Source organism: Roseomonas sp. F4, assembly GCF_053891155.1.
The window spans coordinates 400,684-413,504 of the sequence record NZ_JBSSHK010000005.1; the positions used below are offsets into that span (position 1 = coordinate 400,684).

The 12,821-nt window shown below is 70.2% G+C and carries 15 protein-coding genes; 9 read left to right on the forward strand and 6 right to left on the reverse strand.

Annotated features, from left to right (window positions below; translation table 11 throughout):
* Window positions 1-87 precede the first annotated feature (87 nt).
* Genes ACVFYP_RS21680 through tgt form a run of 3 tightly spaced genes read left to right on the forward strand, consistent with a single transcriptional unit; the run spans window position 88 to window position 2,642 of the window.
* Window positions 88-411 (forward strand): hypothetical protein, encoded by a 324-nt coding sequence (locus ACVFYP_RS21680; protein WP_499202295.1) that lies wholly within the window; start codon window positions 88-90, stop codon window positions 409-411.
* A 39-nt stretch (window positions 412-450) separates the two neighbouring features.
* Window positions 451-1,521, forward strand: a complete 1,071-nt coding sequence (gene queA / locus ACVFYP_RS21685; RefSeq protein ID WP_499202296.1) for a tRNA preQ1(34) S-adenosylmethionine ribosyltransferase-isomerase QueA — start codon at window positions 451-453, stop codon at window positions 1,519-1,521.
* Window positions 1,518-2,642, forward strand: coding sequence for a tRNA guanosine(34) transglycosylase Tgt (tgt, locus tag ACVFYP_RS21690; protein WP_499202297.1), 1,125 nt, complete (start codon window positions 1,518-1,520; stop codon window positions 2,640-2,642). Before queA ends, tgt begins: the two co-directional genes overlap by 4 nt.
* A gap of 26 nt (window positions 2,643-2,668) precedes the next feature.
* Here tgt and ACVFYP_RS21695 read toward each other — a convergent pair whose 3' ends face one another.
* On the reverse strand, window positions 2,669-3,067 hold the full coding sequence (locus tag ACVFYP_RS21695; RefSeq protein WP_499202298.1) for a hypothetical protein: 399 nt from the start codon (window positions 3,065-3,067) through the stop codon (window positions 2,669-2,671).
* A 71-nt stretch (window positions 3,068-3,138) separates the two neighbouring features.
* On the opposite strand from ACVFYP_RS21695, the gene queF reads away from it, so the two are divergent.
* From queF to ACVFYP_RS21725, 6 genes are read left to right on the forward strand one after another with little or no spacing between them, the layout of a single operon-like run.
* Entirely contained in the window at window positions 3,139-3,645 is a 507-nt protein-coding gene (gene queF, locus ACVFYP_RS21700; protein ID WP_499202299.1) for a preQ(1) synthase, read from the forward strand.
* Complete coding sequence (queG, locus tag ACVFYP_RS21705; protein ID WP_499202300.1) at window positions 3,617-4,663, forward strand: tRNA epoxyqueuosine(34) reductase QueG; 1,047 nt, start codon at window positions 3,617-3,619, stop codon at window positions 4,661-4,663. The genes queF and queG overlap by 29 nt, the downstream gene beginning before the upstream one ends.
* On the forward strand, window positions 4,660-5,352 hold the full coding sequence (gene queC, locus ACVFYP_RS21710) for a 7-cyano-7-deazaguanine synthase QueC (RefSeq protein WP_499202301.1): 693 nt from the start codon (window positions 4,660-4,662) through the stop codon (window positions 5,350-5,352). Before queG ends, queC begins: the two co-directional genes overlap by 4 nt.
* Window positions 5,343-5,897, forward strand: coding sequence for a VUT family protein (locus ACVFYP_RS21715; RefSeq protein ID WP_499202302.1), 555 nt, complete (start codon window positions 5,343-5,345; stop codon window positions 5,895-5,897). The genes queC and ACVFYP_RS21715 overlap by 10 nt, the downstream gene beginning before the upstream one ends.
* Window positions 5,894-6,547 carry a type 1 glutamine amidotransferase gene (locus tag ACVFYP_RS21720; RefSeq protein ID WP_499202303.1) on the forward strand — a complete coding sequence of 218 codons (654 nt, stop codon included), beginning with the start codon at window positions 5,894-5,896 and terminating at the stop codon, window positions 6,545-6,547. The genes ACVFYP_RS21715 and ACVFYP_RS21720 overlap by 4 nt, the downstream gene beginning before the upstream one ends.
* The gene (locus ACVFYP_RS21725) at window positions 6,544-7,047 is read left to right on the forward strand and encodes a GNAT family N-acetyltransferase (protein WP_499202304.1); all 504 of its coding nucleotides are present in this window, start codon (window positions 6,544-6,546) and stop codon (window positions 7,045-7,047) included. Before ACVFYP_RS21720 ends, ACVFYP_RS21725 begins: the two co-directional genes overlap by 4 nt.
* A 96-nt stretch (window positions 7,048-7,143) precedes the next feature.
* On the opposite strand, the gene ACVFYP_RS21730 is transcribed toward ACVFYP_RS21725, so the two are convergent.
* The 5 genes from ACVFYP_RS21730 to ACVFYP_RS21750 all read right to left on the reverse strand — a co-directional run bounded on the left by ACVFYP_RS21730 (window position 7,144) and on the right by ACVFYP_RS21750 (window position 12,790).
* The gene (locus tag ACVFYP_RS21730) at window positions 7,144-8,112 is read right to left on the reverse strand and encodes a Bug family tripartite tricarboxylate transporter substrate binding protein (RefSeq protein WP_499202305.1); all 969 of its coding nucleotides are present in this window, start codon (window positions 8,110-8,112) and stop codon (window positions 7,144-7,146) included.
* A 65-nt stretch (window positions 8,113-8,177) separates the two neighbouring features.
* Window positions 8,178-9,134: a substrate-binding domain-containing protein gene (locus ACVFYP_RS21735; protein ID WP_499202306.1), complete on the reverse strand. Its 957-nt coding sequence runs from the start codon at window positions 9,132-9,134 to the stop codon at window positions 8,178-8,180.
* A gap of 46 nt (window positions 9,135-9,180) precedes the next feature.
* A complete protein-coding gene (locus ACVFYP_RS21740) occupies window positions 9,181-11,325 on the reverse strand; it encodes a xanthine dehydrogenase family protein molybdopterin-binding subunit (protein WP_499202307.1) in 2,145 nt (714 codons plus the stop codon).
* Window positions 11,322-11,822 carry a (2Fe-2S)-binding protein gene (locus ACVFYP_RS21745; protein ID WP_499202308.1) on the reverse strand — a complete coding sequence of 167 codons (501 nt, stop codon included), beginning with the start codon at window positions 11,820-11,822 and terminating at the stop codon, window positions 11,322-11,324. The genes ACVFYP_RS21740 and ACVFYP_RS21745 overlap by 4 nt, the downstream gene beginning before the upstream one ends.
* A complete protein-coding gene (locus ACVFYP_RS21750) occupies window positions 11,822-12,790 on the reverse strand; it encodes a Bug family tripartite tricarboxylate transporter substrate binding protein (RefSeq protein ID WP_499202309.1) in 969 nt (322 codons plus the stop codon). Before ACVFYP_RS21750 ends, ACVFYP_RS21745 begins: the two co-directional genes overlap by 1 nt.
* Between the last annotated feature and the right edge of the window lie 31 nt (window positions 12,791-12,821).

Genomic DNA, 12,821 nt, shown 5'->3' on the forward strand with positions numbered 1-12,821 from the left:
GGCGCGGCCTGGTCCGCGCCTGAACAAAAAGCAACCTGGGGCCGTGGCGACGCGTTGCCGTTCCGAACAGGAACTGGAACCGCCGCCATGGCCGAACGCTTTCCCATCTATCGCTACGAGACCCAGCACGAGGATGCGCCAGTCGAAACGCGATACTCCTTCGCGCCGATGGAGGGTGTCGGCTATGCCGGCCGCGGCAGCGCGACCAGCGCCGGCGATGCCGACACCCCCTCCAGCGAGGCCCGCCCCGCCGGCCATCTGGAAGCGCCGGCCGGAACGCGGATCGTCAATGTCGAACCGCCGACACTGGAAGTGCCGGGCCAGGGCCAGGTGGACGTCTCCGCCGTCATCGGTGTGACGGAGGGCGAGGTGACGGCGGCTGGGCGGCTGGTGAGCTGGCATCCGGGCTGAACTGGACAAGCCGGGGCAGGCGCGCCACATGCGCGCGCCATGCCCCCCACACCAGCTTTGCGGACCGATGATTTCGACTATGCGCTGCCGGATACCCTGATCGCCCAGGCCCCGGCGCGGCCGCGCGATTCGGCGCGGCTGCTGGTGGTGCGGGCGGATGGGCTGGACGATCGCGGCGTGCGCGACCTGCCGGCGCTGCTGTCGCCCGGGGACCTTCTGGTGGTGAATGACACGCGGGTGATCCCGGCCCGGCTGCATGGGCTGCGCGGCGCGGCGCGGGTCGAGATCATGCTGAATCGCGCGGAGGGCGGCGGGCTGTGGCACGCGCTGGTCCGCAACGCTCGCCGGCTGCGCTCGGGCGACGAAGTGCGGATCGAGGGGGCGGAGGATTGCACCGCCCGCGTGATCTCCCGCGACGGCGGCAGCGCCATGCTGGATTTCGGCCCGGATCAGGCGGCCCTGGCCGCCGCGCTGGAACGCGCCGGCGAGGTGCCGCTGCCGCCTTATATCCAGCGGGATGGCGCGCCCGGCCCGCAGGATGCGGCGGATTACCAGACCATCTTCTCCCGCCAACCCGGCGCCGTCGCCGCGCCGACCGCCAGCCTGCATTTCACCGCGGATTTGCTCGCGGCGCTCGATGAGCGCGGCATCCAGCGGGCCACGGTGACGCTGCATGTCGGCGCCGGCACCTTCCTGCCGGTGCGGGAGGATGACCCGCGCGCCCACCACATCCACCAGGAATGGTGCGAAGTGCCGGAAGCCGCCGCCACCGCCATCAACGCCGCCCGGGCCGAGGGCCGCCGCGTGGTCGCCATCGGCACCACTGCCCTGCGCACCCTGGAAAGCGCCGCGACGGAGGACGGCCAGGTGCTGCCCTTCCGTGGACTGACCGGCATCTACATCCTGCCCGGCCACAGCTTCCGCGTGGCGGATGCGCTGCTGACCAATTTTCACCTGCCGAAATCGACCCTGCTGATGCTGGTCTCGGCGTTCGCAGGCACGCGCCGGATGCGTGCGGCCTATGCCCATGCCATCCGCGAAGAGTACCGCTTCTTCTCCTATGGCGACGGCAGCCTGCTGTTCCGCTGCGACCAGGACTCTGCCGAATGACCCTGCACTGGAAGATGGCGGCGCGCGACGGCGCGGCGCGGGCCGGCACGCTGCACACGGCGCATGGGGAGGTGCCCACGCCAGTCTTCATGCCAGTCGGCACCGCCGGCACAGTGAAGGCGATGACCGCAGATTCCGTGCGGGCCACCGGCGCGCGGATGGTGCTGGGCAACACCTACCACCTGATGCTGCGGCCGGGGGCGGAGCGCGTTGCGCGGCTCGGCGGGCTGCACAAGATGATGGACTGGCACGGGCCGATCCTGACCGATTCCGGCGGCTTCCAGGTGATGTCGCTCTCCGGCCTGCGGAAACTCGACGCCGATGGCGTGACCTTCCAGAGCCATATCGACGGCTCGAAGCACCGCATCACCCCTGAGCGCAGTGTCGAGATCCAGCATCTGCTGGGCGCCGACGTGACTATGTGCTTCGACGAATGCACCCCCTTCCCCGCCACCCATGACCAGGCCGCCGACAGCATGCGCCTGTCCATGCGCTGGGCCGCGCGGTCCCGTCAGGCTTTTGTCACGCGGGAGGGTCACGGGCTTTTCGGCATCGTCCAGGGCAGCGTCTTCGAGGATCTGCGCCGCGAAAGCGTGGAAGCGCTGACCGCCATCGGCTTCGAGGGCTACGCCATCGGCGGCCTCGCCGTGGGCGAGGGCCAGGCGGAAATGCTGCGGGTGCTGGACTTCACCGCCCCCATCCTGCCACAGGACGCCCCGCGCTACCTGATGGGCGTCGGCACGCCGTCCGACCTGATCGAATCCGTGCGCCGCGGCGTCGACATGTTCGACTGCGTGATCCCCACCCGCTCCGGCCGCACCGGCCGCGCCTATACCAGCCGCGGGGTGCTGAACATGCGCAATGCGAAGCACGCCGAGGACACCCGGCCGCTGGACCCGGATTGCGACTGCCCCGCCTGCCGCAACCACTCCCGCGCCTATCTGCACCACCTGATCAAGGCGGAGGAGATGCTCGGCCCGATGCTGCTGACCTGGCACAATATCCGCTATTACCAGACCCTGATGACGCGGCTGCGCACCGCCATCCTGGAAGGCCGTTTCGCCGCCGAGGCCGCCGCCATCGAAGCCGCCTGGGCGCCCGAAACCCCTTCCCCTGCGTAGCGGCGGGGGCTGGGGGCACGCCCCGCCTAATCCGCCTTCCACCCCGACAGCTCCCGATAAACCTGCGCCACCGCCGGCGGCAGCGAGGCGGGGATACCCGGATTGGCCCAGATCACCTGACGCCCGCCGCGTGTCAGGCCGCAGGTCATATTCCCCGGATTGCCACGCGGCATACGCTCAAAGCCGGCGGCGTCCAGCAGCCCGGACCAGCGACGATAGGCCGCCGGATCGGTGCCCCTCGGCGTTTCCTGATCCGGCGCGCCGGCCCTCGGCCGCCGCAGGTTGGTCACGCTGCCATCCACCTCGATCCGCGTCCCGCCGCCGCCACCTGTGACGCCGCCATAGCACCAGGCGGTGATGGGTGGCTCCCCCGCCCCGCCCAACAGCAGGGCCGCCAGCGCCATCATCGCCGTTCGCACCGCCATTCTCGCCCCCGCCCCCCGTCGCTGCTATAGGCCTGCCCCGAAACCCCACACCGGTTCGAGGCTAGAGGATTTTGGCGGCCACAGGCGCTCACGGTTCCGCGGCGGCGGCACCCTCCATCTCCACCGACACCAGCGGCCTGACCCAGCTCGGCCGCCAGGCCGCCACGCCCGACCATCCGGATGCGGCGGTGCTGGAGCGCGTGCCCAATCCGCATCCCGGCACCCGCTATTGCGTGCGCTTCACCGCGCCGGAATTCACCTCGCTGTGCCCCATGACCGGCCAGCCGGATTTCGCGCATCTGGTGATCGACTACATCCCAGGCGACTGGCTGGTGGAGAGCAAGTCGCTGAAGCTCTACCTCACCTCCTTCCGCAATCACGGCGCCTTCCACGAAGCATGCACCGTGGGCATCGCCCGGCGACTGATCGACGAACTAGCGCCGGAATGGCTGCGCATCGGCGGCTACTGGTATCCGCGCGGCGGCATTCCGATCGACGTTTTCTTCCAATCCGGCGAAGCCCCGGCGGGCGTCTGGATTCCGGCGCAGGATGTGCCCGGATACCGTGGCCGCGGCTGAGGACATCAGGGCGGAGGCGCTGCGCCTCGGCTTCGACGCGGTCGGCTTCGCCCGCGCCCATCTGGCACCCGAAATGCGTGACAGGCTGGGGCAGTTCCTGGCGGAAGGCCTGCATGGCGACATGGGCTGGATGGAAGCCCGCGCCGAGCAGCGTGCCCATCCCCAGGCGCTGTGGCCGGAGGCGGTCAGCGTGATCTCGCTCGGCCTGAATTACGGGCCGGAGAGCGACCCGATGGAAAGCCTCGCCTGGCACGATCGCGGCACCATCAGCGTCTATGCCCGCAACCGGGACTACCACGACATCGTCAAGAAGCGGCTGAAGGCGCTCGGCCAGTTCATGGCGCAGCGCTTCAAGCACCAGCCACTGAAGGTCTTTGTCGATACCGCGCCGGTGATGGAAAAACCGCTGGCGCAGCAGGCCGGGCTCGGCTGGCAGGGCAAGCACACCAACCTGGTGAGCCGCAGCCACGGCTCCTGGCTTTTTTTGGGCGAGATCTTCACCACGCTCGACCTGGCGCCGGATACGGCGGAGCGCGACCATTGCGGGTCCTGCCGCGCCTGCCTGGACGTGTGCCCGACCGATGCCTTTCCCGCGCCCTATCGCCTCGATGCGCGGCGCTGCATCTCCTACCTCACCATCGAGCACCACGGCCCGATCCCGGAGGCGCTGCGCCCCCTGATGGGCAACCGCATCTATGGCTGCGACGACTGCCTCGCCGTCTGTCCCTGGAACAAATTTTCTCGAATCCACGCGGAGCCCGGCTTTCTGCCACGCGCCGAGCTGAATGCGCCGCGTCTCGCGGAGCTGGCCGCGCTCGACGATGCGGCATTCCGCCAAAAATTCAGCGGCAGCCCGATCAAGCGCATCGGCCGTGACCGCTTCGTCCGCAACGTCCTTGTCGCCATAGGCAATTCGGGCGATGCCAGCTTGCATCCCGTCGCGCAGTCGCTGTGCGAGGATGCGAACGAAACCGTGGCGGATTGCGCCCGCTGGGCCACCGAAAGGCTTGCCGCATGAGGGAAGATGCCGCGCTGGTGCTGTTCAGCGGCGGGCAGGACAGCGCCACCTGCCTGGCCTGGGCGCTGGACCGCTTCGGCCATGTTGAAACGCTCGGCTTCGATTACGGCCAGCGGCACGTCATCGAATTGCAGGTGCGCGACGCCGTGCGCGGCGCCATGACGGCGCAGGCCGAATGGGCGCCGAAACTCGGCGAGGACCATGTGCTGGATCTGCGCGCGCTGGGCGGCATCAGCGACACCTCCCTGACGCGGGAGGTGGCGATCGAGATGGAAACGGGCGGCCTGCCCAATACCTTCGTCCCCGGCCGCAACCTGATTTTTCTCACATTTGCCGCCGCGCTGGCCTATCGGCGCGGGATCAAGCACATCGTCACCGGCGTCTGCGAGACGGATTACTCCGGCTATCCGGATTGCCGCGACGACACCATCAAGGCGTTGCAGGTGGCCATCAACCTGGGCATGGAGCGCCGCTTCGTGCTGCACACGCCGCTGATGTGGCGCGACAAGGCGGCGACCTGGCAGTTGGCGGAGACACTTGGCGGCGCCGCCCTGGTCGAGGCGATCCGCGAACTGACCCATTCCTGCTATCTCGGCGACCGCACGCCGCATGACTGGGGCGCCGGCTGCGGCACCTGCCCTGCCTGCGAACTGCGCGAAGCCGGCTGGAGAAAGTACCGATGCAACTGACCCTTCGCCAGCAGGGCTTCGCCTTCCTCGCCGGCTTCGCGCTGTGCATTCCCGCGGCGAACTGGCTGATCGGCAATGTCGGCACCTTCTGCGTGCCGAACGGCCCCTGCCTGATCCCCGTGGCGCCGGGCATCATGGCGCCCTCCGGCGTGCTGATGATCGGGTTGGCCCTGGTGCTGCGCGACATGGTCCAGCGGCGGCTGGGCGTGAACTGGGCTTTTGGGGCGATCCTGGCCGGCACGGCGCTGTCGGCGCTGCTGGCGCCGCCTTCGCTGGTGCTGGCCTCCGCGGTGGCCTTCCTGATCTCGGAGATGGCGGATCTCGCCGTCTATACGCCCTTGCAGAAGCGCGGGCTGGTGCGGGCGGTGCTGGCCAGCAGTCTGGTGGGGCTGGTGATCGACAGCGCCTTCTTCCTATGGCTCGCCTTCGGCAATCTGGACCTGCTGCCGGGCCAGGTTCTGGGCAAGCTGTGGATGGTGCTGGCGGCGCTGCCACTGGTGCATTGGTTGCGGCGGCGCGACACCGCCCAAGGACTCGCCTCATGAAGATCCTGATCGTCCGCAACAGTGAGACCGCGCCGGAAGGCGCCTTCGGCGACTGGCTGCGCCAACAGGGCCATGTGCTGGAGGTGGTGCGGAGCGAGGATGTGACGGCGGCCCAGATGCGCGATGCCGAGCTGGTCGTGCTGCTCGGCTCCCCCCGCGCCGTCTACCAGACCGACATCCCCTGGATCGCCGGCCAGCGCCCGATGGTCGCCGCGCGGCTGGCGGCCCAAAGCCCCACCATTGGCATCTGCTTCGGCGCCCAGATGATGGCCGCCGCCGCGGGTGGCGAGGTCACCCGCAATCCGGAGGGCGTGTTCTTCCGCGGCTGGCGCGGCATCGACGACACGGCCGAGCCGGCGCTGGAAGGCCCCTGGCCGCGCTGGCATGGCGACGTCATCACCCCGCCGCCGGGCGCCGAGGTGATCGCCCGCGATGCCGGCACCGTGCAGGCCTTCCGGCTGCCGAAGGCCATCGCCGTGCAATTCCACCCGGAGGCGACGCCGGAGCTGTTGCAGGACTGGGCGCGCCTTTCGCCCCCCGGCGCCGCCGACCCGGCCGCCCTGGCCGAGGACAGCACCCGCCTGTTCCCCGCCCGGGCCGAGGCGCGCGAAAAGCTGTTCGCGATGCTGCTGCGCGAGGCCGGGGTGTGATTCCGGTATTGGAGACGGCGCGACTGCGGTTGCGGCCGCACAGCGTCCAGGATTTCGACCAGTTGGTCGTGCTCTGGGCCGATCCGGAGGTCACCCGCCATATCGGCGGCCGGCCCTTCACGCGCGAGGAAAGCTGGGCGCGGATGCTGCGCTATGCCGGGCTCTGGCCGCTGTGCGGCTTCGGCTATTGGGCGGTGGAGGATCGTGCCTCGGGCCAGTATCTCGGCGATGTCGGCTTCGCCGATTTTCAGCGGGACATGAACCCGCCAGCGCCGGCGCTGCCCGAGATCGGCTGGGTGCTGGCGCCGCATGCCCATGGCCGTGGCGTGGCAACGGAGGCGGCGACGGCCGCGCTGGACTGGCTGGGCCGCGACTGCTTCTGCATCATCGCGCCGGAGCACACCGCCTCGCTGCGCGTCGCGGGGAAACTGGGATTTCGCGAGACGGGGTTGGCGGGCTATCGGGACAGTCAGGTGAAGGTGTTGGTGCGGGCGGGTTGATTTCGCCGGCTTTGACGCTGGGTGGTTGAGCGGCGCGGCCCCCCTCACCCAACCCTCTCCCCCCGCTAGGGGGAGAGGGCTTTTGGCCAGCTTCGCTCAGTCCGGCTGGATATTCGCCGCGCGCACCAGCCCGCCCCAGGTGTCGACCTGCCCCTTGAAGAAGGTGCCGAGTTCCGCCGGCGTGGACAGAACCAGCCGCGCCTGCTGGGTCTCCGTCATCACGGTCCGCGCCCGTTCCTCCGACAGCGCCTCGCGCAGCGCCGTATTCATGCGGTTCACCTGATCGGCCGGCGTGCCCTTCGGCGCGAAGACGGCCCACCAGGCCTCCGCCTCCATATTCGGGAAGCCGGCCTCGGCAGCGGTCTGGGTCTCCGCCAGGCGGGTCAGGCGCTGCGGGCCGAATTGCAGCAGGGGCCGCAGCGAGCCGCCGCTGATATGGGGCAGCAGCAGCGCGGCGCTGCCGATCATCAGCTCCACATGCCCGGCCACCGCGTCGTTCACCGCGAGGCCGCCGCTGCGATAGGGCACATGGGTCATGCGCGCGCTGGCCGCCTCCCCCACCCGGATCATCGACAGATGGCCCAGCGTGCCGTTGCCGGTGGAGCCGTAGGACACGCCATCCGGTCGCTGCCGCGCCGCCGCGATCACATCGGCGAAGGTGCGATAGGGCTTGTCCGGCCGCGTCGCGACCGCATAGGGCGAGCCGCCGATCAGCATCACCGGGTCGAGGTCGGTCAGCACGTCGAAGGGCGGGTTGCGCAGCAGGGCCGGGATGGTGGCGTGGCTGTCGAAGGTCAGCAGCCAGGTCTGGCCATCCGGCCGCGCCTTGGCGACCATATCCGCGCCGATGGAGCCCGCAGCGCCGGAGCGGTTTTCGACCACCACGGGGGTTCCCAGCCGCTGCTGCAAGCCGGCCGCGCAAAGCCGTGCCACAGCGTCGGTGGAGCCGCCCGGGCCGAAGGGCACGATGATGCGGATGGGCGCGGACTGGGCGCGGGCCAGTCGGGGCGCGGCCAGCAGGCCAGCCATGGCGCCGAGCCCCGCGCGGCGGGTGATCTGGTTCATTATCATTTCCTCCCCACGGCGGCCTCTATCGGGCCGCCGTTGTCATACAAGGCCCGGCGGCGCGGTCAGGTGCCGTGCGTGCTGGTCTCGAACAATTCCTCCACCCGAACCGCCTCGGCGGTCAAGCCATCGGCCTTGGCGTAGCGGCACATCGCCTCGATCTCCGGCCGGTTGCGGCCGTAGCCATAGGGCCAGGGGTCGCCACCCATCATCTCGATCTGGGTCGCCGCCGCCGACGCGATCCAGGGCAGCGAGACGCGCAGCACATTGACCAGAGCGAGGTCGGCCACGGCATGGGCCTTGGCGGCGGCGAAGGCCTCGAACACCGCGAGCGGCAGGTTGGGGCGGGCTTCGACTAGGTCGCGGCGGATCGCCATGCAATGCATGATCGGGAAGTAGCCGCTGGCCCGCCAATAGACCTCCTCTTCCGCCCGGCTGTCCGGAAACAGCCGCGCCACGGGGGCGCTGCCGTCCAGGAAGCAGGCCGGCGGGCGGGGGCCGATGAAGGCGTCGATCCGGCCATCGGCCAGCATCGCCTCCAGCGTGTCGCCTTCCGGGATCACCTGCATGTCGATCTCGGGCGGCAGGGAGAGCGGCGTGCGTTCGCCGGCGGAGCGCCAGGACATGGAGGAGACGGACACGCCGTAATAGGTGCGCAGCATGCCGCGCACCCACATCGCCGCGGTCTGCTGGTATTCCGGCACGCCGACCACCCGCCCGGCGAGGTCCTTCGGCCCCGTGATGCCGCGATCGGTGCGGATATAGATGGCCGAATGGCGGAAGGCGCGGGAGGGAAAGACCGGCACGCCAATATAGCGGCTGTCGCCCCGCGCGACGGACAGGATGTGGCTGGCCATCGACAATTCGGTGATGTCGTAGCGCGCCTCACGCATGGCGATGCGGAACAGCTCCTCCGGCTCGCCGGCTGTGGTGGAGACATCAAAACCGTCGATCTTGATGCGGCCGTCCAGGATCGGCTGGGTGCGGTCGCTGCGGGTGCAGGCCAGGGTCAGGATCGGCATCAGGTCTCCAGGGCTTTGTTTTAGCGCATTTTCCGAGTCGTCAGGCTTACGCCTGACTTGAAAATGCTTTGGCTATATTGTCCGCCGTGAACGGCCAGTGCCGCACCCGCACGGACAGGGCATCGGCGATGGCATTGGCGATGGCGCCGATCACCGGCCCCATGCTGCATTCGCCCGCGCCGAGCGGTGGGGCCTCGGGCCGCGCGACGATCGCCGCCTGGATGCGCGGGACCTCGGAAAAGCGCAACACCGGATAGGTCTCCCAACTGTCGGAGGTGATGGCGCGGGCGTCGTGGCGCACCGCTTCCATCAGGCACATCGAGGTCGCCTGGATGGCACCGCCCTCGATCTGGTTCAGCGTGCCATCGGGGTTGATGACCTCCCCCACATCGGTGGCGAGCCAGAGCCGGCGGCAGAACACACGCTCCGCCGCCTCGATCTCGGCGACCGCCGCGCACCAGGCGCCGCTGCCCTTGTAGCGGGCGACGGCGAGGCCGTAGCCAAAGCCCTCCCGCTTCGCGCGGCCCTCCCAGCCGGCCATCTCCGCCGCGCGGGCCAGCACGTCCCGCGCCCGGGCATCGTCCAGGTGCCGCAGGCGGTAGGCCAGCGGGTCCGCGCCCGCCTTCTCCGCCAGCTCGTCCATCACCGATTCGATGGCCCAGACATTCACCAGCGCGCCGAGGCCACGCAGCGCGCTGCTGCGGATCGGCATGTCGGACAGATGCGTCATGCCGACATTCATCGCCGGGATGCGGTAGCCCGGGATGGCATTGCGCTGCGCCCCGCCGCCGCCGGCCAAGGGCGGGTTGATGGCATTCGGCACGACGAAGGGCTCAGCGAGCATGGAGGCCGCGAGCAGCGTCGGCAGCTTGCCGCGCCCGGGCCGGCCGGAATGGCCGTTGGAGGTGACCTGCTGCGACCAGCGCAGCAGCCCGCCCTCTGCATCCGCCTCGGCCTCCACCCGCACCAGCATCGCCGGCGAGGCCGGGCCCCAGCCCAGCTCCTCCGCCCGCGTCCAAAGCACGCGCACCGGGCGGCCGGGATAGGCGCGGGCGAGCAGCGCGGCTTCCAGCGCCACATCGTCGGCGCCGTTATGGCCGTAGCAGCCGGCACCCTCGACATGCTGGATGTGGAAGGTCTCGGCCGGCAGGCCCATGGCCTTCACCAGATCAGCGCGCAGATTGTAGATACCCTGGCTGTGGCTCCAGATCCGCATCGTGCCACCATCCCATTGCGCCAGGGCGCAGCAGGTGCCGATGGAGCCATGGGTGATGAAGGGACGGAAGAAGCTCGCCGCGACGCGATGGGTGGCGGGCGGCGTTTCCGCGGCGCGATCCAGCACCACGCTCTGCTCGCCGGGCGCCTGTTCCAGCCAGGCCTCCACCGCGCCATCCTCCGGCAGCGTGTCCCTGGCGTGCCATTCGGCGCGGCCGGCGACGCGCAGCGCCGCGGCTTCTGCATGATGTTCCTGCGGCGCCAGCACGGCGAGGAAGCTGCCATCACGATGCAGGATGGCGCCGCCCGGCAGCGCACCCTCCCGCAGCGCCGCCAGCGTCGCGCCGCGTGCGGCCGGCCGCACCACCCGCGCATGCCACAGGCCCGGCAGCCGCAGGTCCTGGATAAAGCGCGGCGCCCCAAAGACCTTGTCGGGCAGATCGAGGCGGGGTGCGGAGGTTCCGGCGATGCGGCGCTCGGCGGCCGACTTCGGCGTGATGCCCGGCGTCGCCTCCACCGCCAGCAGATCGGCGCCGGCCATCGACCAGTAGCTGCCCAGCACCCGCCCATCCGGGGCGACGAATTCTCCATCCCGTACCGTGATATCGTCCCGCGACACGCCGCTGCGCTGGGCGATGACACTGACGAAGATGCCGCGCGCCTCGGCGCAGGCATGGCGGATCGCCATGCCGGATTCCTGCACCGACAGGCTGCCGCTGGTCACCGCCTCATCCGGGCTGCCGGGCGTGGAGGCCGCCTGCATGCGGATGCGCGGCGGGGCGACGTCCAGTTCCTCCGCCGCGATCTGGGCGAGCGCCGTCAGGATGCCCTGCCCCAGCTCCACCTTGCCCGACGTGACCACCACCTGGCCCTCCGGCAGCAGACGCAGCCATTGGTCGAGGCGGCGGTTCACATGCAGGCTGCCGGGCAGTTTTGGCAGGCCATCCGCCACGGGACCGTGAAAGGCGAGGTTCATGGCGCCATCTCCGCCGCCGCGCGCAGGATGGCGGCGACGATGCGGTTATGGCTGCCGCAGCGGCACAGATGCGGGTCCAGCGCCGCGCGCACCGCTGCCTCATCCGGCCGCGGCGTCTCCCGCAGCAAGGCCACGGCGCGGATCTGGATGCCGGACAGGCAATAGCCGCACTGCCCCGCCTGCATCTCCAGCAGCGCGCGCTGCACCGGATGCGCCGCCGCCGCCGAGCCCAGCCCCTCCACCGTGGTCACGCGCCGCCCGGCGACACTGCCCACCGGCAGGGTGCAGGCGTAGCTCGGCTGGTCATCGACCAGCACGAGGCAGGCACCGCATTGTTCCGCCCCGCAGCCGAAGCGCGTGCCGGACAGGCCGAGCGGCCCGCGCAGCGCGGCGAGCAGAGGGGCATCGCCCTCGATCGGCGCGGCCACCGCCACGCCATTCAGGTTGAAGGCGATGCTGCCCGGCTGGACCTCCACCGCACGGCGCATGATGGCCATCAGGCGGGCGTCATCTTCGCCATGCGGATGAATTCCGCCTGCCGCGTGATGTCTTCCCGCAGATAGCGGTCGAAGGCCTCGATGGTCATCGCCATCGGCTGCGCGCCCAGCCGCGCCTGCGCCGCCGCCGTCTCCGGCAAGGCCAGGATGCGGTTGACCTCCGTGTTGATGCGCTGGCGCAGTTCCAGCGGCACCGCCGCCGGCGCCATGAGGCCGAGCCAGATCGAAGCCTCATAGCCCGGCAATGTCTCCGCCACCGCCGGCAGTTCCGGCATCAGCGGGCTGCGCTGCGGGCCGGTCGTGGCCAGGCCGCGCACGCGGCCGCCCTCGATCTGCGTCCGCATGGTGGGGATGGCGTCGAACATGATCGGCACGGTGCCGGCGATGACCGCCGTGCGTGCCTCGTTGGAACCGCGGAAGGGCACATGCGTCGCCGTGGCGCCGGCCATCGCCAGGAACACCTCGCCCGCCACGTGATAGGGCGTGCCAGGGCCGGAGGAGGCATAGTCGTACTTCCCCGGATTGGCCCGCAGCAGCGCGATCAGCTCCTGGAGATTGGTGGCGGGGATGGAGGGATGCACGGCCAGCACGTGATGAGCGATGTTGATGGCGGCGACCGGCGACAGGTCCCGCATCAGCACATAGGGCCGGTTCGGCAGCAGCGTCTCATTCGCCGTATGGGTATTCGACATCAGCAGGATGGTGTGACCATCCGGCGCGGACTTGGCCACCGCATCGGTGCCGATGCTGGCGCCGGCACCGGGGCGGTTCTCCACCACGAAGGGCTGGCCGAAGGCCTGCGACAGCGGCTCCGCCAGGAAGCGCGCCGCGACATCGGCGGACCCGCCGAGGCCAAAGGGCACCACGATGCGCACCGGCCGCGAGGGCCAGGCCGCCTGCGCGCGCAACACGCCCGGCGCCGCCAGGGCGCCAACCACTCCGCCGAGTAACAGCCTGCGTCCGACCATTTGTTATCCCTCCCGTGCAATCGATTGGGGA

Excerpts from the sequence above, each read along its gene's own strand:
- ACVFYP_RS21680 (WP_499202295.1), top strand. The coding sequence starts at position 88 with ATGGCCGAACGCTTTCCCATCTATCGCTACGAGACCCAGCACGAGGAT.
- queA (WP_499202296.1), top strand. The coding sequence starts at position 451 with ATGCCCCCCACACCAGCTTTGCGGACCGATGATTTCGACTATGCGCTG.
- tgt (WP_499202297.1), top strand. The coding sequence starts at position 1,518 with ATGACCCTGCACTGGAAGATGGCGGCGCGCGACGGCGCGGCGCGGGCC.
- ACVFYP_RS21695 (WP_499202298.1), bottom strand. The coding sequence starts at position 3,067 with ATGGCGGTGCGAACGGCGATGATGGCGCTGGCGGCCCTGCTGTTGGGC.
- queG (WP_499202300.1), top strand. The coding sequence starts at position 3,617 with ATGTGCCCGGATACCGTGGCCGCGGCTGAGGACATCAGGGCGGAGGCG.
- queC (WP_499202301.1), top strand. The coding sequence starts at position 4,660 with ATGAGGGAAGATGCCGCGCTGGTGCTGTTCAGCGGCGGGCAGGACAGC.
- ACVFYP_RS21715 (WP_499202302.1), top strand. The coding sequence starts at position 5,343 with ATGCAACTGACCCTTCGCCAGCAGGGCTTCGCCTTCCTCGCCGGCTTC.
- ACVFYP_RS21720 (WP_499202303.1), top strand. The coding sequence starts at position 5,894 with ATGAAGATCCTGATCGTCCGCAACAGTGAGACCGCGCCGGAAGGCGCC.
- ACVFYP_RS21730 (WP_499202305.1), bottom strand. The coding sequence starts at position 8,112 with ATGAACCAGATCACCCGCCGCGCGGGGCTCGGCGCCATGGCTGGCCTG.
- ACVFYP_RS21735 (WP_499202306.1), bottom strand. The coding sequence starts at position 9,134 with ATGCCGATCCTGACCCTGGCCTGCACCCGCAGCGACCGCACCCAGCCG.
- ACVFYP_RS21740 (WP_499202307.1), bottom strand. The coding sequence starts at position 11,325 with ATGAACCTCGCCTTTCACGGTCCCGTGGCGGATGGCCTGCCAAAACTG.
- ACVFYP_RS21745 (WP_499202308.1), bottom strand. The coding sequence starts at position 11,822 with ATGGCCATCATGCGCCGTGCGGTGGAGGTCCAGCCGGGCAGCATCGCC.
- ACVFYP_RS21750 (WP_499202309.1), bottom strand. The coding sequence starts at position 12,790 with ATGGTCGGACGCAGGCTGTTACTCGGCGGAGTGGTTGGCGCCCTGGCG.